This is a genomic window from Paenibacillus paludis, from assembly GCF_042610515.1.
GTDB lineage: Bacteria > Bacillota > Bacilli > Paenibacillales > Paenibacillaceae > Paenibacillus_AQ.
This window is the reverse complement of sequence record NZ_JBGJZP010000001.1, coordinates 273,127-296,135: the sequence shown is the minus strand read 5'-3', so window position 1 is coordinate 296,135 and position 23,009 is coordinate 273,127. Positions and strand designations below refer to the sequence as shown.

8 protein-coding genes are annotated in these 23,009 nt (G+C 55.3%); all 8 read right to left on the bottom strand.

Features of this window, described 5'->3' with window-relative positions:
• Positions 1–5: 5 nt before the first annotated feature.
• From ACAN56_RS01170 to ACAN56_RS01135, 8 genes are read right to left on the bottom strand one after another with little or no spacing between them, the layout of a single operon-like run.
• The gene (locus tag ACAN56_RS01170) at positions 6–3,341 is read right to left on the bottom strand and encodes a non-ribosomal peptide synthetase (protein WP_379139878.1); all 3,336 of its coding nucleotides are present in this window, start codon (positions 3,339–3,341) and stop codon (positions 6–8) included.
• A 16-nt stretch (positions 3,342–3,357) separates the two neighbouring features.
• Positions 3,358–4,995: a non-ribosomal peptide synthetase gene (locus ACAN56_RS01165; RefSeq protein ID WP_379139876.1), complete on the bottom strand. Its 1,638-nt coding sequence runs from the start codon at positions 4,993–4,995 to the stop codon at positions 3,358–3,360.
• Entirely contained in the window at positions 4,992–6,314 is a 1,323-nt protein-coding gene (locus ACAN56_RS01160; protein WP_379139874.1) for an ACP S-malonyltransferase, read from the bottom strand. Before ACAN56_RS01160 ends, ACAN56_RS01165 begins: the two co-directional genes overlap by 4 nt.
• Before the next feature lie 37 nt (positions 6,315–6,351).
• The gene (locus ACAN56_RS01155; RefSeq protein ID WP_379139872.1) at positions 6,352–7,479 is read right to left on the bottom strand and encodes an acyl-CoA dehydrogenase family protein; all 1,128 of its coding nucleotides are present in this window, start codon (positions 7,477–7,479) and stop codon (positions 6,352–6,354) included.
• Entirely contained in the window at positions 7,479–7,736 is a 258-nt protein-coding gene (locus ACAN56_RS01150; RefSeq protein WP_209993038.1) for an acyl carrier protein, read from the bottom strand. The genes ACAN56_RS01155 and ACAN56_RS01150 overlap by 1 nt, the downstream gene beginning before the upstream one ends.
• A 19-nt stretch (positions 7,737–7,755) precedes the next feature.
• The gene (locus ACAN56_RS01145) at positions 7,756–8,607 is read right to left on the bottom strand and encodes a 3-hydroxyacyl-CoA dehydrogenase family protein (protein ID WP_379139869.1); all 852 of its coding nucleotides are present in this window, start codon (positions 8,605–8,607) and stop codon (positions 7,756–7,758) included.
• A 26-nt stretch (positions 8,608–8,633) separates the two neighbouring features.
• Complete coding sequence (locus ACAN56_RS01140) at positions 8,634–13,085, bottom strand: type I polyketide synthase (RefSeq protein WP_379139867.1); 4,452 nt, start codon at positions 13,083–13,085, stop codon at positions 8,634–8,636.
• Positions 13,086–13,089: 4 nt separating this feature from the next.
• The gene (locus tag ACAN56_RS01135; RefSeq protein WP_379139865.1) at positions 13,090–23,007 is read right to left on the bottom strand and encodes an amino acid adenylation domain-containing protein; all 9,918 of its coding nucleotides are present in this window, start codon (positions 23,005–23,007) and stop codon (positions 13,090–13,092) included.
• Positions 23,008–23,009: the final 2 nt, after the last annotated feature.

Here is a 23,009-nt window from a genome sequence, read left to right as displayed (position 1 = left end):
AGCATCTATTCCTCCTTCTCTATGGTGCTGCGAACCGCTACGGAAGGAGCTTTTTTCCGGTAACGGAGAAATGCGTTTTTTTGCTTCGCGGCCGTCTCGTAAATGTCAGTCCCCAGAGAATCGCGCGAACCTTCGCTGAGATATCCGGCAAGTGAACGGACCGTCGGGTATTTGAACAAATCCACCAGCGTCAGCGGAACGGGAAATTCCCGGCTGAGCCGGTCATGCACTTTGGCGAGCAGCAGCGAATGTCCGCCCAGATCAAAAAAGTTGTCTTCCACGCCAAAGTGCCGGAGCTGAAGAATCTCCTCCCAGACTTTTGCGATGGTTTTCTCTGCGGCGGTCTGGGGCTGTTCATAGGCGGCCCCGTTACGGGCAAGGCTCTCGCCAGGCTGCGGAAGGGCAGAAACCTCCAGCTTGCCATTGGCATTGTAAGGAATGCGCTCCAATTGAATATAAGTAGCTGGCTTCATATATGAAGGAATCCGCGACTCCAGCCAATGTGCCAATTGCTGGCCGATAATGCTCGCTTGGCTGCGGACCGTATAATACGCGATCAGCCGCAGGTTGCCTTCAAAATCGGGCTGAGGATGCACAGCCGCCTCTTCGACTTCCGGGAACGTGCACAAATGCCGCTCTACTTCACTTAGTTCAATCCGGTACCCGCGGATTTGGACCTGCCGGTCGCTGCGGCCGATAAAGGCAAGCTCGCCGCCGGGGAGCAAATATCCGGTATCCCCTGTCAGAAGCAGCCGCTCGCCTTGGCGGAATGGATGGGGAACAAATGCCGCTTCGGTCAAGTCACGACGATTCAAATATCCACGGGCCAATCCGTGTCCAGAGATGCAGATTTGTCCCTTGACCCCAATCGGAACCGGCCGTAGATGAGAGTCCAGCACATAGACTTGCTGATTGGCTACCGGTCTGCCCAGTGAGGCGGAAACGGCTTGCTCCCCGTCCTGGCCGGGCTTCAGTAACTTATACGTACTGCACACGCCAGATTCCGATAGTCCATACCCGTTGGCAATGTCCATTCCGCGCAGCCTGTCCACATGTGTGGGCAGCAGAGTCTCTCCACCACTCAGAATGAGGCGAAGCAGGGAAGAAGTTCCGCCGTCGCTATTCAAGGACCGAATCATAGAGGGTACGGTGCTGAGGATCGTAATGTGATGCTGCTCCATGTAGGCCCGCAGCTTGCCCGGGTGTAGCACGGTTTCGGTATCCGGCAAGACGAGAGTCCCTCCGGCAGCCAGAATCGGCAGCGACTCTCCGATGAAACTGGCAGAAGCAACCGATGTAATGGGCAGCAGACGATCCAAGTCCGTCGCCTGGTACGATGAAAGAAAGGAGTGGACCAGATTGTCGATGCTGCGCCGCTCCAGAAGGACTCCTTTAGGAACCCCTGTCGAACCGGAAGTAAAGATGATAAAAGCGAGCGCCTGCGGCGATAATCCATTGTCCGGTCCCCGCTCGTCCTGCTCACCGAACACGGGGATCTGCTCCTCCAGCAAGATTACCCGTTCTGGCGGGAGCGACAGCAACTCGGAATGGACGGCATCACTAAGTGCATACACGTCGCCAAGCTCCTCCACCATCTGCTGGATACGTTCCCGGGGCATCGCAGGATCAACGGGCACCACGGCTCCCCCTGCTTTGGATACGGCAAGTGCAGCCGCCACAAAACGTCCCGAGGAGGGAAGGCAGACGATCACCGGCGTCTCCCCGTGCAGGCTCTTCTCCATAAGCTGTGCCGCAAGACGGTTCGCCCACTGGTTCAGGCCGCGGTAACTAAGTGTATGTTCTCCCTCAAGCACCGCGCATTTCTCTGGAGTTTGGGCAGCTCTGCGTTCGATCCACCTTATAAATCCATGTTCCGGTACTGGTTGCTCCGTTTCGTTCCATGACCGTAAAATCATCTTCTCTTCTGAGGCCTCCAGCAGATTGAGCCGTCCAAGCGTCTCCTGCGGATCGTCCAGAGCTGCCACCGCCAGCCGGATAAAATGCCCGATCATTCGTCTCATCGTTGCTCTTGTGAACAGATCGGAGCTGAATTCAAAAGTCCCCCGCAGTGCTCCGTCCTCCTCCCAGCAGGATACGGACAGATCATTCTGGGCAATCCCGATGTCCAGCGGGACGGCTGATAAGCGGAGACCTTGCGCTTCCATAACAGGTATCTCCAGATTATCGAGCTGGAACGTGGTCTGAAAGACGGGCTGTACGCTTCGCTCGCGGTCCGGGTTCAGCCTCTCGACAAGCAGATCGAACGGCAGGTCCTGATGGTCAAAAGCCAGCAAAGCCTCTTCCTGAACGCTCCTTGCATAGTCTATAAAAGACAGGTCGTCCCGCGGCTGCGTACGGACTACCACAGTATTCACGAACATCCCTATCAGTGGCTCCACCTCGGTTCTTGTCCGTCCGGCTACCGGCGTTCCGACAAGCAAATCTTCTTCTGCACAGTACCGGAAGAGCAGCGTCTTGAAGACGGTCAGCAGGAAATGAAACACCGATAAGCGTTCCTTCCGGCAAAAGCTGCCAATGCGCTCATACACGTCAGGCTCTATCCGAAACGACTCCATACCTCCCAAGCCCGACATGGAGCTTGGCCGTTTAAAATCGGCGGGTATGTCCAGCATAGGAGGCGCGCCTTCCAGCTTGTCCAGCCAGAATGCCATATCCCGTGCATACGCCGTCTCTTCCCTCCGGCTCTCAAGCCACCGTACATAGTCCCGGTACTGGATCGTAAGCGGCTGCAAGTCTGGTGCTGTCCGGTTCAACTCTGCTTCATACAGATGTGTGAAGTCACGAAGGAGAATCCCCTTGGACCAGCCGTCCGCTACAATATGGTGCATGCGGATGATCCAGATATGCTCCTGCTCACTCACCTGCAGCAGTGTAAAAGAAATTAGCGGATCATGCTCCAGGTCTATCGGACTGCCTGCAATATGTGTGATTTCGGCATGCAGCCATTCGGAAGAAGCGGCTTTGCCACCGCCCTCCGCTCCCACTACTTCAAAAGCTAAGTCTCCTGCGTGAGGACAAGCGCACGGTTCGCCCTGGTGCAGTCTGTAATTCACGTTCAGCAGTTCGTGGCGCTCCAGCAGGGAGCGCAGTGCTGCCCGCATGCAGTCTGTGTCGAGGTTCCCTTCGATCTTCAGCACCGCGCTGTTATTGAAGGCGGCGCTGCCCGGATGCAGCTGCTGGAGGAACCAGATCCCGCGCTGCGCGGGGGACAAGCTGAAGGAACCAGATTCTCCTGTACGGGGAATTGTGGTGTGCTTGTGCCCCGGAACTGAAATGCCTTTGTTGCGCAATAATCTGTCATACAGCTCATTGTTTATCATCTTCCGTTCCGCCCCCTTAGCTTTGTGCGGCCTTACCTCCGTGGATGGCAAGCAGGAGGCTCCGGTCTGCCTTGCCGTTTGGTTTCAGTGGAATTTCATCCATCCAGATGATCTCTGTCGGAATCGCATACGCAGGCAAATACATAGCAAGCTCGGCGCGCAGCGCCCGCAGCTTGTCCTGTTCCCGAATGGGCTCCGCATCTGCAGCCGCAGCCGCAACCACAAAGGCGGTTAGGAATTGTTCCCCGGCATCCCCTATGCGCACCCCGGCAACGGCGGTTTTTACATGGGCTGCACGGAGCAAACAGCTCTCCACTTCACCCAGCTCAATGCGGAGTCCCCGCAGCTTGATCTGATCGTCCTCCCGTCCGGCGTACATGACCTCCCCCTCCATAGTCCATGAGGCGAGATCGCCTGTACGGTACATGCGCTGTCCGGGTTCATAGGGATTGGGCACGAATCTCTCCAGCGTTAGCTGTGGCTGGTTCAGATATCCGCGTGCCAGACCCACACCTGAGATATATAGCTGTCCCGTCTCTCCAATGGATGCAAGCGTCAAATCATCCCTCAGAATATACAAGCGGATGTTGTCAATGGGGCGTCCGATGGGAACTGGCTGGTCCAGAGCATCCCGTTCACAGACATGATAGGTGACATCAATCGCCGCTTCCGTAGGACCATAGAGATTGATCAACTTCACTTCTTGTCCGGGCGGGAAGGTATGATAGAACTGACTGACCAGCGGGACGGTCAACGCTTCTCCGCTGCAAAAGACATAACGCAGGCTGCGCAAGCGTTCCAGTGCAAAATCGCTGCCGATATATTCAAGGAACAAACGCAATACGGAGGGAACAAAATGAATGACAGTGATCCCTGTTTTCTCGATCAGTCTCACGAACATGCGCGGATCATTCTCTTTGCGAGGCTGCAGAAGACAGAGCGCAGCGCCAGCGGTTGACCACCAGACCAGTTCCCAGACCGAGACATCAAACGTATATACTGTTTTTTGGAACAGGATATCTTTGTGGGTAATGGGGAAGGTTTTTTGCATCCATTCGATCCGGTTGGTCAAGGCATCATGTTCCACAAGCACACCCTTGGGGTTGCCGGTGGAACCGGAAGTATAAATTACATAAGCCAGGTCACCTGGCTCTGGTCCGTCCGGCAGATTCGTCTCGGGCAGATCACGGTCTGCCAGACTATCTAGCGGGACCCATTCTGCTGTTGCAGGCAGCACAGACGGACGGGAAACGCCTCCCTCCGTAATGACCCAGCCCGGGGCGCTGTCAGACAGCATGGTCTGCAGCCTCATAGGCGGACTCTCCAGATCCAGCGGCAAATACGCGGCTCCGGCTTTGAGTACTCCGTATATGGCAACCAGCATGTCAAAAGAACGTTCAAGCATTAAAGCGACAATCGACCCGTTTCCGGCACCGCTTGACCGTAGCGCATGAGCCAGCCGGTTCGCCGCACGGTTCAATTCCCCGTAAGTGTAGATTGCCTCCTTCACGTATACAGCAGGTGCGAGCGGCTGCTCCGCCACGCGTGCTTCAAACTGCTGGACAATGGTGGTGTCCTGTGAATATGGCGCAGCGGTATCGTTAAAGCCGCGCAGCGTATGCAGCAATTCGTTCTCTACAGTAGGCAGACTCATTCCGGTTCCCTCCTTGCAATGGCAGTAATCTCTGCTTGCCGCTCCACACCGGTCTTTTCCTTGATCTGCAGCCATCGAACCTCCCGTTCACTGTCCGGGGTACGCTTATCTTCAAACACGGCCTGCAGCATGGATATTGCCAGGGCAACATGCTCTTCTCCAAGTGCTATTTCCCCTTGATCAAGCTCATGCTTCATCTGTTTGACTTGCGTATACAGCTCCAAGGACGGCATAACCGGAACATCAGCCTGGTTGTTATTGCGGGTGGTCATGGCATGGGTGAGACACATACTTATTGCTTTAAGCCGCAAATCTGCGGCAGGCGGGCTTGTCTCAGCCTTGTGCCTGGGCACAGGAGTGAATGAAGAAGCGGCTATGTGATCTCTAATGGTCATCCGGTCCACCTTTTCATCATGGGCATATACACGGGTCTGCTCAGAAATTTCGGGCATCAGTGTTTTGAGGATGTTTTGCGGACCCATTTCAATGAATGTCTGAACACCGTTCTCCAGCAGATACATGATGGAGTTCTGCCACAGCACCGGTTTGTATAGCTGCTGCGCCAGCAGCCCCTGCATCTCCTGGATAGATGTATAAGGCCGTCCGGTTACATTGGACAGAAGCTGACATGCCGGAAGGCTCCAGTTATACTTGAGCAGTTCCTCCGTCATTTCAGCGGCTCTCGGCTGCATTAGAGCACAATGATAAGGGGCGCTTCCGATCAAGTGGCTGATCTGTGCATTATCTGACGCTTCTGTTACCCGCTGCTCCAGCTCGACCAGTGCAGCGTCTTGACCGGAAACCGCGATCTGGCTACGGGAGTTCTGACAGGCAATGCTGACCTCCCGCCCCTCGGCTTGCAGTTTCAGGCACAGCAATGCGACTTGTGCAGGATCAACCGATTTCATAATACTCATGGCGCCGTCCGTGGCTTCCATAACCGCTTCCGCCAGTCGGGCACGGAAGCGGACCAGCATCAGCCCGTCCCTGAAGGACAAGGCACCGCTGCAAATTAGTGCGGAATATTCGCCCAGACTGTGTCCCGCCATGTAGGCTGGAAGCGGTCCGCCTTGCTCCCGGTATAGGCGGTAATGGGCAACACTCGCCGCACAGATAGCCGGCAGCATATGCCCGATTCGGTTCAGCTTCACCGTACTGCCCTCCATCATCAGCCGGGATAATTCAAAACCGAGAATGTCATCTGCCTCATGCAAGGTGTCCTGCACCATGCGCGAGGATTCATAGAGGCTCCGCATCATTCCTTTATATTGGGACCCTGATCCAGGGAATAATAAAGCCAGGTCTGCTTGATTGTTCATCCGATCCTCACCCTTCTGCCAAAGATGCGGCATAGTGTCACAAACGGAAGGTGCGTGCGATTTGCAGCTCATGCATCTGTGAAGTCCCCTCAATAATCTCCATAATCTTGGCATCCCGGTAGAACCGTTCTACCGGATTACCGCTCATACAGCCTGAAGCGCCGTGTATTTGCAGGGCATGATCTGCTGCATGGACAGCCGTTTTGGAAGCATGGTACTTGGCGACCAAGGTCTCTGTGATGGCCGCCGGATCACCCTGCTCCCGCAGTCTCCCGGCGGCGGCACACAGCTCGCGGGCGGCTTTGGACTCGGTAATCATTTCGCTGAGCATCTTCTGCACAAGCTGATGCTTGCGTAGGGGTTCACCGAACTGGAACCGCTCACCGGCATACTGGATGCTTTGCTCCAGACAGGCCTGTGCCAACCCGACGCTGCCGCAGGCGGTGGTGTAACGGCCTTCGTCCAGCGCATAGTTCGCCACATGAGTGAAGCCGAAGCCGATTTTGCCAACCAAATTATCCACAGGCACACTGCAATGCTCGAAGGTCAGCTCGGCAACCATATTGGCTCTCAGCCCCATCAGCCCCCGCATTGGATCAATCTGCAAACCGGGAGTTCCCCGTTCCACCAGTACAGCGACCCCGCGCCCGTTCAAGCGGGCGAACACCAGGAACAAATCGGCGGTTTGCCCGAGCGTGATATACTTTTTGCGGCCATTCAGGATGATTTGTCCATCTTCCTGAACCGCTTCCGTCTCCAGCTTGGCAATATCGCTGCCTACCATCGGTTCGGTGATTGCAATCGCCGGAATTACCCTGCCAGCCGCGATGGCGGGCAGCCATTTTTGCTTCTGGGCTTCCAACCCAAATCGCGCCAGCGGTTTGCAGACCATGCCGAACACAGTACAGGCATTCTGCACCGAGGCATATCCGCGGCCCAACTCCTCATGAATGGCGCCAAGTGTAGCGTAGTCGACGGCAGTTCCCCCATATTTTTCTGGAATCGCAAGGCCTGTAAGTCCTTCGGCTGCCATCTCAGTGAACAATGCGCGCGGAATCTCCTGCTCCTGATCCATCTGGGCGGCCTGCGGCAGGATGTGCTTGTCAACAAACTGGCGGATGGCAAGGGCGGTAGGGACGGAGGTCGCTTTTAGCGGCGTAGTCATTAGATTTCAGCTCCCGTAGGTTGATGGCGTTCAATCAGCACTACCAGATCGCGGACTGTCTTGATATTGTCCATATCCAAATCCTCTTCTTCCAGCTCCAGATGAAAGGTCTTCTCGATGAACATAATCAACTGGATCATGAACAGGGAATGCACAAGGCCCAGCTCCAGGATGTTATCGTCCTCCTTAAGTTCCTTGGTACGCAGCGAGCGGGTAAGAAATGTAGTCACCTGTGCTTTGATTTCCTCATGATTCATAGGGATCAGCCTCCTGTAATCAATTGTAAGAATAAAAACCCTGACCGGATTTCATACCGTGAAGCCCGGCATCGACCATTTTTTTGAGCAAGGGACAAGGGCGGTATTTACTGTCGTTATAACCTTCGTACAGCACATCAAGTGACTTGAGAATGGTGTCCAGACCAATGAGGTCGGCTGTCTGCAAGGGGCCCATCTTATGCCCGAAACACTGTTTGAACAAAATATCAATGTCCTCCGAGGAAGCCACCTGCTCCTGCACCATGAAGATGGCCTCATTGACAAAAATCATCATCGCCCGGTTCGTCACAAACCCGACCGAGTCGTCAACGACTACACTTTGCTTGCCGAGGGTTCCCAGCATTTCCTGCGTCATCTGAAGCGTCTCCGGGGTGGTATGGTATCCTTTGATGACCTCAACCATAGGTTTGAGCGGCACCGGATTCATGAAATGAATCCCGACAACCCGTTCGGGGCGTTCCACCAATGCGGCAACTCGGGTGATTGAAATCGCCGACGTGTTGACCCCCAGAATACAATCCTTCGCGCAGACCTTGTTAAGCTGTTCGTATACCGCCTGCTTGATTTCCCAGCTCTCGGTTACATTCTCCACCACGAACGAACACGCAGCGAGGTCTTCGATCTCCCGGGTGAAGTGGATGCGGTCCAGCACCACCTCGGCACGTTCCCGCGGGGCCACACCCGTCATCATTTTCTGAAAACGAAGGCTCTCCCGGATCTTCTCCCGGGTTCGGCGCATCTGCGCTTCGGATACATCTACAACTACCGTGTCGTACCCTCCTTGAGCGAAGACCTGGGCTACGCCGCTTCCCATCACACCTGAGCCTACAACGCCAATCCTCTGTTCCATCGTTCTTCCTCCGTCCTGAATTCTGCTCACTGTACACCTTCATAGGTCAGCCGTTGATATTCCCGGTAGGCATCTGCAATGTCCGCTACGGTTCCGGCATCTCCCCACTCGCTCACCAGGCTGTGGATCATCCCTTCCACCGTTGGATTCTCCATCACGGTACGAAGCGGCAGTTCGGCGCGAAACACATCCTTGATTCGTGACAGGAGTCGTGTCAGCAGCAGCGAATGTCCACCCAAATCGTAAAAATGGTCATCCACACCTACCGGATGTACTCCAAGCAGTTCGGCGATAATCTCACAGATGATGGCCTCCTGCTCCGTCACTGGTGGTTTGTATGCTCCCAGATAAGCCGGGCGCTCGCGACTGCCCGCAGCATCGTAAGGATGGGCGGAGGGATGGGCTTCCGCCGGAAGCGGCTGTCCCTCTGAGGCGATCTTCAACCGGAATATTGGAGGCTGAGCAGAGATGATAGCCCGGCTGATCTGTCCCCGGATCGGCCACAGTTGCTCATATAAGGCATATTCCTGTTCCCGGGTAATGCCCGGACCCGGGGCTGCCGTGCTGCGGATGAAATCCCGGCTCAGCGACAGCCAGGGGATATTCCTGCTGCCCGCATCTTCCGCAGCGGCATCAAGCACGCCTGCTGCCGCTGCCAGTTCGGTGAGGCCCAGTCCGCCAACTACGGAAGACAAGGAAGATAATAGCCAGCCAAAACCGATCTCAGCACCGCAGCTCTGCAGCAGCTTGTTCAGTTCCTGGAAGGTGCGGGGCGACGGAACCTTGGGGTTCGCCGCCGCAGACAACGCCGCAAGTGTCTGCCATTCCAAGGCTTGCAGCTCCGGTTCGTATACCACCCCGTCAATCCGGCCGCAGATTCCAGCCGCTGCCGCAATGGCCTGACGAAGCTGATCTGATCCTAGACCTTCGGACGCTATGACCTCCACACCAGGCCGGGCTGCCAAAAAGCTGCGGATCAACTCCGCGCCACCAGCGGCAGAGACAACCAGATAAACCTCCCCGGGTGTTGCTGCCGCTGTTTCGGGGAAGATAGCAGGCTCGACCAATTGAATTGGAGCTGTAAATGGTTCAAAAGCCTGCACCAGCCGCGTCCCGCCCCGGTAAGCGGCTACTATCGAAGTGCCGGGGGGCGACATGAGCTCCAGCCAAAGCTTGTCTGTCAGACGTCTTTCGGGCTCCTCAGGCTGGAAGTCAACCAGCCGGCCATTCCAGCCGGGCTGCTCCTGGCCCAAGGTCAGGAGCGGCCCAAGGATGGCCCGTCGTTCCGCCTCACCTCCTCCTGCTCCGAAGATCGTAAAGATCCGGCTGGCCGCCACCGTTAGCTGGACTTGCGCTCCGCAGAGATCCTTATCCAGGGCAGGGACTAGATGAATGAGCGACAGGTATCCGCGCTCGGCTGCTGCTGCTCCCGTCATCTCTGCAGCGGACGGAATTCCGGGCTGCGGCTGCTCTTCCAGCATCCAGGCATGGAGAATGCGGTCGATGACAATGCCGTCCCTTCGCAGGTCACCGGCGAGCCGCTGGTAATCCCCGGCATGGACCGGATTCAGCTCGATCAGATCCGGTGCCAGCCGTCGATACTGCGCGGCAGCCAGCACCTCGATACAGCGGTCTCCCTGTTCAACAAGCCGTTCTTTACATCGCTCGACTGCACGGCCTTCTCCCCGCAGAATGAGCCAGGTTAGAGGATGCGAACGGGTATTATTTGGTGCGTCCGGGAGCGGTTCCTGCTTCCATGCAGGCAGGTAGAGCAAGGAAATGTCCTGCTCCGCCGTTGCCGCCCGGAGCGGCCCTGGAAGCTTTGGCCGAGGCAGATAGGTCTGCCGGTCAAAGCTGTACATAGGCAGGGGCAGCCGCCGGCGGGACTGCGGCGGATAGAGCTGCTCCCACTGGACGGGTACCCCGGCCAGCCATAGCTGGGACAAGGTCTGCACGAAAACGACTGCTTCACTTGTTGCTGCCGTGGCTCCCAGGCTGAACAGCACGAGGCGGTCACTTCCGGTCTGAGCTTTCGCCAGACGGCATAACGTCTGGCCTGGGCCTACTTCAAGGAAGACATTGTCCTCATTGGCTAGACAGCCGCTGATCATCGCCGAGAAGTTCACCGTCCCGCGAAGCTGCGCGGTCCAATACTCGGGATTTACTGCCATCTCGCTAGTGACAGGTTCACCGGTCAGACAGGAATAGAACGGCAGCTCGGGTGTATTCATGTGTTTGGAGCGGAGCACCTCGCCGAACGGCTCCAGAATGGCATCCATCCGTGCAGAGTGGAATGCGTGAGAGGTGTTCAGCCTTGCCGTGAAAATCCCCGCTCGGCTCCACTCCTCCTGACGCTGCCGCAGCTTTTCTTCGTCGCCTGAGAATACGCATAACCCCGGCTGGTTAATAGCTGCGAGCGATATGTCTGCACTGACATACCGGCCAGCTTCAGATGCAGGAATAGCTGCGGCTAACATCATGCCACCTGGAGCGGACTGCATCAGTCGTCCGCGAGCCACAACAATATCGAGAGCATCCTCAAGGGTGAAGACCCCGGCGAGTGTTGCCGCAACATATTCCCCTATGCTGTGTCCCACCATGTGTGAAGGGTGGACACCAAGCTTCATCCAGGCACGGGCAAGCGCATATTCCAAAACGAACAATGCGGGCTGAGCGAGCCAGGTCTGGTCCAGCTCCGAATCGGAGGAAGTGCCGGCAAGAGTCAGAGCTTCTGCCTCCGCCACACCGATATAGCGGCGGATATCAAGGCCAAGCTTCGGCCGCAGCAGCTCCGACAGCCGGTCCACTTCCTGGCGATAGGACAGATGGCGCTGGTACAGCTCTGCGCCCATCCCCATGACTTGCGAGCCTTGGCCCGTGAACATGAACACCACCGGACGGTTGATACGCTCCTGAGAAGATCGAATCATTCCAACACCTTCAGAACCTCTTAGAAGGCGGACAGCCTCTTCCGTCTGCACTGCAGTGCAGGCTAACCGGTATTTGAATTGCCCCCGTCCCATTTGCAGCGTGAACGCAACATCGGCCAGCGGTACGCTGCTTGACTTGTTCTCCAAATGGTCTGCCAATTCGCCTTGCATCCGCTCCAGGGCAGCAGGGCTTTTGGCCGAGAGAAGCAGAACAGCCGGAAGCTCCGCCGGCTCACTGAGCGCCCGGATTGGCGGCTCCTCGAGAACCAGATGGACATTGGTGCCGCCAACGCCAAACGAACTGATGCCTGCGCGGCGCGGCAGCTTCCCTCTAGGCCACGCCACGGGTTCCCGGCTGAGGTAAAAGGACGACTTCTCCATCTCCAGCAGCGGATTGGGTTCAGCATAATTGGCTGTCGGCGGAATCATCTGCCGTTCCAGAGACAAAGCGGTCTTGATCAAGCTGGCAATCCCGGCAGCAGCATGAAGATGTCCGATGTTGCCCTTGACCGAGCCGATGGGCCGGTGCTGGCTCTCCTGCCCGAACACTTGCTGTAAGGCGGTAAATTCAATCGGGTCACCGACTTTGGTGCCGGTACCGTGGGTTTCGATGTAACCGGCGGTATCCGGTTCAATATCTGCAAGGTTCCAGGCCGAGCGGATGACCTCCTTCTGGCCCTCCAGGCTGGGGGCAGCAAAGCCTACTTTTCGACGCCCGTCATTGTTGCTCGACGAGCCTTTAATCACGGCATAGATATGGTCGCCGTCCTCTATAGCTTCCGAGAGGCGCTTAAGCACCACCGCGCCTGCGCCTTCTCCGAAGATGGTGCCATCGGCCCGGCTGTCGAAAGGGCGGCAAACGCCACTTTTAGAATAAATAGTGCCCTCCTGGTAGAGATAACCCGACTTGCCCGGCTGCTCCAGCGTCACCCCTCCGGCAACGGCCAGATTGCAGTCTCCAAGCAGGAGACCCTGGCAAGCCAGATGGACTGCTGCGAGTGAGGTTGAACAGGCGGTGTACAGGGTGTAGCTGGGTCCCGTCAGATTGAGCTTGTAGGAAATCAGTTGGCTTAAGAAATCCTTGCTCGACACGATGCCCGACTCCAGCACATCTTCTCCGTCTCCGTGACGGGACAGATGATCACTCGTCCATTTCAGGTCGAGCGGGGCTCCGGCATACATGCCAATTTGGCCGTCATAGCGGTCGGGGTGATAGCCCGAATTCTCTAGCGCATGATAGACAATTTCGTGGAACAGACGGATCTGGGGGTCCATGTTCTCGGCTTCCCATGGAGCATATCCGAATAAAGAAGCATCAAAATCGTATACGTTGCCCAGGTAAGGCTTCGCTTTGACGTAATCAGGATGGCTCAAACGTTCTGGAGAAATCCCTTGTTCCCGAAGCTCTTCGAAGCTGAATTGGGTTACGGAGGATGCGCCCTGCATCAGCAGATTCCAATAATCCTCGATATTATCCGCGCCCGGGAATTTACCGCTCATGCCAATGATGGCAATCTCAAGTCCGGTCTCTGCGGTCTCTTCACTCATCACGTCACCTTCTTCCCTTGATGGACTCCAGTGTTTTCAAGCGGCTTGCTTTTCTTTTGCGGTCTTCGGAATCTTTGAGAACCTCGCTCTTGTCCGTCTGGTCTTCCCTGTCCGCGAACAAATAGGCATCCAGCAGATGAATCGTCGGGTAGGAGTACATTTTGACAATTGAGGTATCTTTGACGGACAAAGCATTGATTTGGGCATTAATCTGAATCAGGTCAAGTGAGCTTGCTCCCGCTTCGAAAAAATTGTCATGCAGCCCGATCGCCTCCAGCTCCAGATAGTCCATGAACAGTTCTGCCAGCTTCTTCTGCGTCTGTGTAAGCGGTGGTGCATATTCGGTGCTGTTAGCCGACCGTTTCCGCTTGCGTCCCGCAGGAAGAGGCTTATTAGCAGGTCTTATCCCCTCCGACGTGTTAGCCTCAAGTAAGGAATACCGGGTGTTCAGGTCGGTCGTTGACAACAGCCACTGAACGTGGGACAACTCTGCACTCATGACTTTGGTTAAAATATGCTCAAGCACTTCCATTCCTTCAGCATTGGTCATTCCATCCTGGAGCTGCACCGTCTCCGGCTTTTGAGCTGCAGCATGTTCCTGGGTAATGACGATTTTGCCGATATGCTTGGCCGATGCCATATACCGGAAAGCCTCTTCCGTATCTGCGAACCGGTAGGGGATCACAGGCAGCGGTGTAAAAGTGCCTTCTTCCACATGCCGGGCAATCTCGCGGAAAAGCTTTGTGTAGCCGCGCAGGCCACTGTCCATGCTGATGGCTGACACAGAAATTCCTTTCTCGAAAATCCGCATCCCCAGCTTGCTGTTCTCCATAATGTCCTTTACGCCCATTTCCAGAAATCTGCCATGCGGGGCCAATAAGGAAAGGCCTTTTTCGACAGCCTCTCCCGTCAGGGAATTCAGAACCACGTCTACCGTTCCGGCAGACTCACGGATTTGGTCGGCAAAAGCAAGATCCCGAGAGGAGTACACATGGGAGATACCCAGTGAACGCAGGTAGTCTCGTTTCTCTTCGGTGCCGGCCGTTGCATAAATCTCCGCTCCAGCCCACTGGGCGATTTGCACGGCTGCCAGACCCACGCCGCCTGTTGCCGTATGAATCAGCACTTTCTCGCCCAAGGAGAGCTGTCCACGGATAATCAGCGCGTAGTAAGCTGTCATAAATGCAATCGGCAGGGTTGCCGCTTCAGCAAACGATATCCGGGAAGGCTTGCGCACCATCGAGCTTGCCGGCACACGCGCGTATTTGCCCAAGCTTGCTCCGGCTATCGCCATCACTTCATCTCCAGGCAGCCAACCGGTTACGCCTGCCCCCACCCTCGTTACCGTCCCGGCGCATTCCAGGCCGAAGCTGAAACCATAGGTATCCGGCAGCTTAAGCACACCGAGTGCATACAGCACTTCCTTAAAGTTCAGGCCGTTAGCCGCCACTCTTATCTCTACCTCATCCGGTCCCGGAGGCATCCGGTATTCAGACAGGATATGCAGGCTGTTCAGTTCACCTTGTACGGCTAATCCCAGCCGATAATTGCCGACCACAGGCAACGTTCCTTCGCGTTCCAAAGGCAACTTGTCTGACAGCGACTGGTCACGGACTTTTCTCATGACATATTCTTCAATCTCCATGAGTATACTGCCTTCCAGATCAGTAATGAGGCAGGTATACGTCCGGGCTTCTTCACTTTGTTCCCCTTCTTGCACAATGGTGCAGAGATTAGCAGGAAACGGCCGGAGAATCTGGAGGTTCTTATACGCAAAAGGCAGATAAGCACGGCTGTCCTCCGTTTGTTCGTTGAGCAGGCTCGTTGCCCGGTCCATCAGAGCGGGATGAACTCCGTAATCAGCCGAGTCCCTTGCCAGATCCTCTGGCAGTGACAATTCGGCAACAGCTTCATTCTCGTTTCGGAAGAACCGGCGCATGTTGTTCCAGTGAGGGCCATATTGCATGCGTACCTTCGCGCCCTCCTCGGATCGTTCTGCTTCTACAGGAACCGTTGCTGCCAGTAGGCAGTTATGGAGCTTATTGAGCTCTGTGTCGCTGAGTGTCCGATCAGTCTGCTCTTCCAGGCGCTCCGCGCAGCCTTTGGCATGTTGTACCCATTCTCCTGCCGCTCCTATGGAGGACATGGAGAATTCCCAACCGCTGCTGTTTTTGGACCATGCGGTTCTTAGCTCACACATCTCTTCGACCACAAGCGGCTGTACAAAAAACAGTTCAACAATGTTCAGGCCGGTATCTCCGGTTAACTCTTCAAACGATGCCCTGAGAATCTCTACATAACCCGTCCCCGGTAAAAGGGAGGAACCGAGCATCCGGTGGCCGTCCAGTACCCAATGATGCTCTGCCGACAATTTGGACACATAAACCGTCTGCGTCTCCCCTGCCGCATTACTTTTGGAGGTCAGCAGCGGGTGGGAGATGCGCAGCGGAAGGTCCGTAAGCCCTTCTTTGTAGGCTGGGGTATCCAAATCGTCTTTGTCGGACCCGTTAAATCGGTTCATAGCCTCAACAGCCATCCCCGTCTCCTTCCATGCATCCCAATCCATGCTGACTACGCGCATTCCAGACGACTCCCCGGCATGTGCACGGGCGAATCCGTCCATAAAGGCATTGGCCGCTGCGTACCCACTCTGCCCGAAAGCACCGAACGTGCCGCTGATCGAAGAGAACAGCAGGAGAAATGCCGGTGGCTGCTGCATATCTGCAAGCACCTCATATAAGGCTGTGGTACCTGCGATTTTGGGCCGCAGCACCGCTGCGATTTGTTCTCTTGTTGCGATGTGGATCATGCTTCCATCCGGCACTCCTGCGGCATGGAATACTCCGTCCAGCCGGCCGAAGCGCTCCGCTGCTGCGCAAATGACGCGTTCCATCGTTGCTCGGTCAGCGACATCGGCATATTCCACATGCACCTGTGCTCCGCTCACAATTAACTGCTCCAGCCGATCCTGTACCGGATGCGGCTTGCGGCTAACCAGTACAAGCCTGGCCTGATATTGACTAGCCAGATAATCGGCGAGCGCAAGGCCGATTCCGCCAAGTCCGCCAGTGATCAGGTACACTGCTCCCTTGCGCAAGGTGCCGCACGGAAGGGTTCTCCGGGGAAGGGGCACCCGGATGAAGCCGTGTTCATATCGGTGTGAGGACCGCAGCGCTTGCCGAGTGGGAAGCGGGCAAGCCTTACCCTCCGACCCTTCGAAAGGCAGTGTCAGCAGAAGTCCGGGATTCGCGGCGGCGGACTCCTTGTCGAGATCCAATGTATGCACCCGGATATGCGGATACTCCAGCGGGATAACGCTGGCTACTCCAAGCAGGGTAGCTTTTAGCGGATCTACAATGTCGTTCGAATGGACCCGTTCCATTTGATTTGTGACCAGTGTAAGATCCAGCGTCTTCCCTTGCGCGGCTACAGCGGCCGCACGAACCAGTTCCAGTACACTGTACAGGCAGCGGTTAAGCACCTCAATGCCGGCAAGATTCTCCCCGTTTCGACCGGACGCTACTTGGGCCTGAACCAAGGTTTCGGCTTGTTCCAACCCGAGACTCCACAGATGAATGATCCGTTCGGGCGGCTGTATCCCGGCTTCGGCAAGCACATCAAACAATTGAGCATAATGGGCCGGGTTGCCGGGATCAAGGGTGTACTCAGCAGCAGACTCCCTCTGAAAGCTCCCTTCGGGGTAGACCTTGATCCAGCGGTCTCCTTGCTCCTCCAGTAACTCTGTAAGCTGGTCAGCGAAAAGGCTCCGCTCAGTGAACAACAGCACCGTCTGTCCGTTGCAGGCAGTACGTTTGTCTTCCATACTGCCCTCTTGCTCACTCCAGTCCGGGGCATAAGCCCATTCTGAAACCGGACGTTTACGGGAAAGCGAGCTGTCCGGTTGGATATTCTCTGCTTTCCCCTGTTGATATTTCCAGTAATATTGCTTCTCGAATGGGTACACCGGCAGGGAAACCCGCCGTCCTTTGCGGTTCTCAAATACTTTCTCCCAGTTGATAGCCACTCCGCTCATCCATAGGTCGCCCAAGGCCTGAAGCAGATGAACACCTGCGGCCTGTGCCTCGGAGGCTTTGGGTACTATGCTAAGAATCTTACTGGTACTGCTGATACCCGGATTTCGGCGGATCAGTTGACCCAGCGTCCGGCCCGGGCCGACTTCCAGAAATACAGGCTCAAGCTGTTCCGCCAGCGTTGTCACGCCTTCCGAGAACCTGACGGTTTGCCGGACATGATTCACATAGTATTCAGGGTCCACCGCTTGTTCGGCTGTGATGAACTCACCCGTAACATTGGAGATATACGGAATTGCCGGAGCCGCCAATTTGATTTCTTGGAGCACTTTGCTGTAGGGGCCGAGCATCGGCTCCATCATCGCGGAATGAAAGGCATGCGATACCTGCAGACGGAACGGCTCGTGGCCGTTTTGCCGCAGTTCGGCTGACAGGGCACGAATGGATGCGGGCGGTCCCGAGACCACTGTGAGTTCCGGGCTGTTGGTCGCAGCCACGCACAGATCGGGCCATTCGCCCAGCATTGGAAGCAAACACTCATGCCCCAGGCTAATACTAATCATCTCACCGTGTTCCATCTGCTGCATTAGCGAGGATCGGCGGATCACCAGCCGGATAGCCTCCTCCAGTGTCAACACGCCTGCTATGCAGGCCGCCGTGTATTCACCGAGGCTATGCCCGATCATAGCCGCCTGTGAGATACCCCAATGCTGCAAAAGCCGGGCCAGCGCATACTCCACCATGAACAGCAGCGGCTGGGCAATTTCGGTCTGGTCGATAGCCTTCAAAGTCGTTGCCGGCAGTGTTGACCCTCCCGAGTCCGGCCCCCGCTGCGGCAGCCAGATGGACCGCAAATCGGTCGCCAAGATCGGTGAGGCCAGCTCCAGACAGCGATCCATTTCACTCCGGAATAGCGGCTGCGTATCATACAGGTAACGTGCCATTCCTGCATGCTGGGTTCCTTGGCCCGGGAATGCGAATACTACATGCACAGCCTCCCGGATACGGGCAATGTTGCGAGTTCCGCTCTGGAAAGCACGCAGGCCGGCAGCAAGCTCAGCTGCATCCGATGCAATCCATGCCACCCGGCAGTTCAATTCTTGACGGCCTGTATTCAGCGTATAGGCGATATCAGCAAGCTGTTGCTCTTGACCTTCTGCCGAACTGAGATAACAGAGCAAGTCTTCTGTTTTTTGCAGCAAGGCTTCTTCTGTCGCAGCGGATAATAGGAACAATTCGGTTGATCCCTCACTCCGGTTCTGTCTGTTCCCATGATCTGCCGCGACGGAAAGCGGAGCCTCCTCCAGAACGACATGCGCGTTGGTTCCACCGATTCCGAAGGAGCTTACGCCAGCACGGCGCGGCGAACCTTCCGGCGGCAGCCAATCCTGAAGCGTGGCATTGACATACAATGAACTTTTGTCGAAGCCGATGGCTGGATTAGCCTGCTTATAATGCAAGCTGGGAGGCAACTGCTTGTGATGCAGTGCCAGCACTGTTTTGATGAATCCGGCAATTCCCGCAGCAGCATCGAGATGTCCGATATTGGTTTTGACAGACCCGATGGCTGTTCCAGTTCCATTGGAGGCGGGGAACAACCCGGACAAGGCCTCGATCTCGATGGGATCACCCAGTGGGGTGCCCGTACCATGCGTCTCAATGTAACTGATGGATTCCGCAGGGACGGCTGCGGCTTCCAATGCAGCCGTCACAACCTCTAGTTGTCCCTGAACACTAGGTGCCGTGAATCCAGCCTTGCGCGTTCCATCGTTGTTAATCGCAGATCCTTTAATAACAGCGTAGATATGATCGCCATCCCGAACGGCCTGATCCAGCCTTTTTAACACCACAAGACCCGCACCGTCGCCGCTGACTGTCCCTTTGGCATCTGCATCAAAGGCTTTGCAGTGCCCGTCCGGCGATTTAATCATGCCATCCTGGTAGGTGTAGCCCGATTTCTTGGGTACTGAGATCGACACCCCTCCTGCCAGTGCCAGATCCGACTCTCCTCGCATCAGGGAATTACAGGCTAGATGTAGCGCTACTAGAGACGAAGAACAGGCGGTTTCTACGGTTAACGACGGACCTTTCAGATTGAGCTTATATGAGATGGGCATGCTCAAGGAATGTACATTAAGATTTGCCGCCCGCCAGCGTTCTGTATCGTCCTCCAGCGAATCGAACAGGCGGTTTACCCAGTTCAAATGGACCGTTGCGCCCACAAATAAGCCAATGGCATCCTGGTACCGCATGGGATCATATCCGGCATCCTCCAGGCTCGCCCAGGCGAGTTCATGCAAAATGCGAAGCTGCGGGTCCATAAGTTCGGCCTCTTGCGGACTGTAATGGAACAATTCCGCATCGAAGTATTCGATATCCTCAAGCATCCCCTTGGCCTTCACATACATGGAGTCACGCAGCAGCGTCTCGGCAATTCCCGCAGCGCGTAATTCTTCATCGGAAAAGAACGAAATGCTCTCCTTCCCATCCCGCAGATTGCGCCAAAAACTCGTCGGATCAGCAGCACCTGGGAACCTTCCGGCAAGTCCGATAACAGCAATATCACTAGTTGTTGCTGAAGCGCCTTCCATCGGCTGTTGCTCTACTTGGGAGGGAACAGCTACATGATCGTTGTCGTTCTTCGGGCTCCCTTCGGTTTGCTTCGCGGCCATGTACGCGGCGAGCTCTCTGACCGTTGGATATCGGAATAAATCGGTTACCGACAGCTCAATACCGGTGGAGGCATTCAGCTTATCGCTGATACGGATCGTCAGGAGCGAATTCCCGCCGATATCAAAAAAGGGGTCATCAAGTCTAATCTGTTCCACCCCTAGTGCTTCCTTCCAGGCTTCCAGCACCGTGATTTCCATAAAGGCCAATGATTTTGCAGGTTTACCTCCGATGACTGAGGAAGGGAACGGCAGGTTGCGCAGCGCCTTCTTGTCAATTTTCCCGTTGATCGTCAGCGGCAGCGCAGCAAGCTGCATATAACGCGTAGGCACCGCATAGGATGGCAGCCGTTCCAGCAACGCTTTTCTTAGCGAACCTGCTTGCAGTTTGTCGCCCGCTACAAAATATGCAGCCAGCTCCTTCTCCCGGTCAGATGACTGAATAATAATAACCGTACAGTCTTCTATTCCGGACAGCCGGCTTAATTCATGTTCGATTTCTTGCAGCTCAATCCGGTATCCCCGAACCTTCACCTGATTGTCGGCTCTCCCGAGAAAATCAATATTCCCATCAGGAAGCCATCGGGCCAAATCCCCTGTTCTGTACATCCTGTACTCTGGATAAAGCGGATCGGGAATAAATTTGGCTTCGGTCAGCTCAGGGTTGTTTAGATACCCTCTTGCCACGCCTTCCAGCCCGACGCATAGTTCACCAATTGCTCCCACAGGCAAAAACTGTTGATTCCGGTCCAGAATATATGCAGTGGAGTTCGAGACAGGTCTGCCGATCGGGATTCTGGTCTCATATTCCCGTTCAATCGCAAATGTGGTGGACAGCACCGAATTCTCGGAAGGACCATAGCCATTGACGAGTGCCAAAGCCGGGCAGGCCTGTCTCACTTTGTTAATCTGCGTTGGCGACAACGTATCACCACCAATAATCAGATAACGCAGGGAATGGAACAGCGAAGCATCCACACTGGCTAATTGATTGAACAGCGGTGTAGTCATCCACATCAAGCTTATTTTCTGCTGGAGCAGCGTTTCTTTTAATACCTGAGGCATCAGCAGCTTGTCCTGAGCCATCAGGTACAGTGACGCTCCATTCAGCAGTGCCCCCCAGATCTCGAAGTTGGAGACATCGAATTCAAACGGACATGTCGGCAAAATCACATCGCTGGCGCTGAAATTCACAAACTCTGTATGCTTGACCAGCCGCACGATGCCTCTATGCTCGATCATTACGCCTTTGGGCTTTCCGGTAGATCCGGAAGTATAAACAATGCAGGCTAGACGGTGTCCGCCATCATGCGGAGAAGGGAAGCTGTCCAGCGGTGCTGGGTCTTCTTTCTCAAGGATATCTTGGTAACACAGCGTATCTACATTCATGGATTTCATAAAAGAAAGCCGGCTATCCGTGTCTGACAGCATAAGCCGCATTCCTGAATCTTCGATCATGAACCTGATCCGCTCTTCGGGATAATCCGGGTGCAGAGGCACATAAGCCGCCCCGGATTTCAGAATCGCGAGCAGTCCCATGATCGTCTCCGGGCTCCGCCGAGACTCGATTCCAATGTATTGCTCCGGCCCGGCTCCAAGACGAATCAGTGCAGCGGCTACCCGGTCAGACATCCGATCAAGCTCAGCATAGGTCCACTTGACTTGCTCATGAATTATGGCAATGTTCTGGGGATGGCTCCGTGCCATCGTGGTGAACCACTGCGGAATAGATTGTTCACGGAACTGCTTCAGGGGTTCGGCGGATGACAGCAGTCCGTTCATTTTTAGTGCGTCAGGCTCCGCGATCCTAATGTCTGACACCAGTACCTCTGGCTGCGCGACAAGATTATGCAGCAGTTGCACAAAGCACTGTGACATCTGATTTACCACAAAATACTCATAGCTTTCCTGATCATAGATGAAGTCCATTTCGAAACCGCTGCTCTCCCGAATGAGCAGAGTAAGCGGATAATGAGTGTGCTCCACCATTTCAAAGGAACTGATCGACAATGGAACTTGCCCGGTTAGATCTTCCGGTACTGAGTCTGCCATCGGCTGCTCCAGCAGCACCTTATCCAGCGGATAGTTCTCCATGACCAGTAAGGTATCAAATAACTCCTCCGTACCTTGAATCCCAGCGTATTCCCGGATCTCAGACAGACCAGCCATTTCATATGGACGCCTGGCCGCGATTGCTGAATGAACGCCCGCGAAATACTCCAGAACACTTTCCATCCTTCGGCTGGAAAGACGCAGCGGCACCGTATTGATCAACAGCCCGACTATACGCCCGATGCCGGTAAGACTAACGCCCCTGCCGGATAACGTCGAGCCAAATACAATATCATCGACATGTTTGAACCGCTGGAGCAATATGCCCCACGCACCATTCATCAAGGTGGCTACCGACATGCCATTGTTTTGGCAAAATAGCCGCATTCCCGCCGCTGCCGTTTCCGGTATGTTCAGGGATACCCGTTTGAATCCCGAGCGCCGGGGTTTGTAGAACGGCTGTATCGGTTGCTTTATTTCATAATCCCGCAGGCAATCGGCCCAATACACCGCTTCCCGTTCCGGTTCGCGTGAGCTTTTGACAGCAGCCAGGTAAGCCTTCATTCCCGGCTTTGCTGAAAGGGACACTTCCTGATCTTCAGCGAGTGCCCGGTAGGCATGAAGCCATTCTTCCAGCACAATGCCGAGACTCCAGCCATCCAGCACAATGTGATGGTACGTAAGGAACAATCTGCATTCCCCGTCGAACTTACATAATACGATTCTTAGGGTTTCCCGGGTCAGGTTGAAACGTATCGTACGGTTCCGTTTGCCAATGATTTCTGCAGTTAGCTGCATCCGTTCTTCTATGCTCTTCGTCTGCTTCAGAGCCGCTTGATCTTCACTGGAAATGACGGCTTTAAATTCATCAGGGATAATTCCGCCCGTGAAATCATAGATTTCCGGCAACGGTTCACGGCTCCGAAGCACCACCTGTACAGGTGACCGGAGACCCTCCCATTTGAAAACGGACCGCAATGCGTCATTCGCACGGTAGACAGCGAGCCAGGCCTCATTGAACAGCCGGTTATCGACTTGCCCCTGCAGGCTAAGGACAAGGTGCTCCATGTATTCACTTTTGGATTCCCCCTGCAAATAATGAAACAGCATCCCTTGCTGCAGCGGCCGCAGCGGCCAAATATCCTGGACGTTGTTTTTCTCAACCTTCATCT

Coding starts and splice junctions, on each gene's coding strand:
- ACAN56_RS01170 (WP_379139878.1), bottom strand. CDS start 3,341: ATGATAAACAATGAGCTGTATGACAGATTATTGCGCAACAAAGGCATT.
- ACAN56_RS01165 (WP_379139876.1), bottom strand. CDS start 4,995: ATGAGTCTGCCTACTGTAGAGAACGAATTGCTGCATACGCTGCGCGGC.
- ACAN56_RS01160 (WP_379139874.1), bottom strand. CDS start 6,314: ATGAACAATCAAGCAGACCTGGCTTTATTATTCCCTGGATCAGGGTCC.
- ACAN56_RS01155 (WP_379139872.1), bottom strand. CDS start 7,479: ATGACTACGCCGCTAAAAGCGACCTCCGTCCCTACCGCCCTTGCCATC.
- ACAN56_RS01150 (WP_209993038.1), bottom strand. CDS start 7,736: ATGAATCATGAGGAAATCAAAGCACAGGTGACTACATTTCTTACCCGC.
- ACAN56_RS01145 (WP_379139869.1), bottom strand. CDS start 8,607: ATGGAACAGAGGATTGGCGTTGTAGGCTCAGGTGTGATGGGAAGCGGC.
- ACAN56_RS01140 (WP_379139867.1), bottom strand. CDS start 13,085: ATGAGTGAAGAGACCGCAGAGACCGGACTTGAGATTGCCATCATTGGC.
- ACAN56_RS01135 (WP_379139865.1), bottom strand. CDS start 23,007: ATGAAGGTTGAGAAAAACAACGTCCAGGATATTTGGCCGCTGCGGCCG.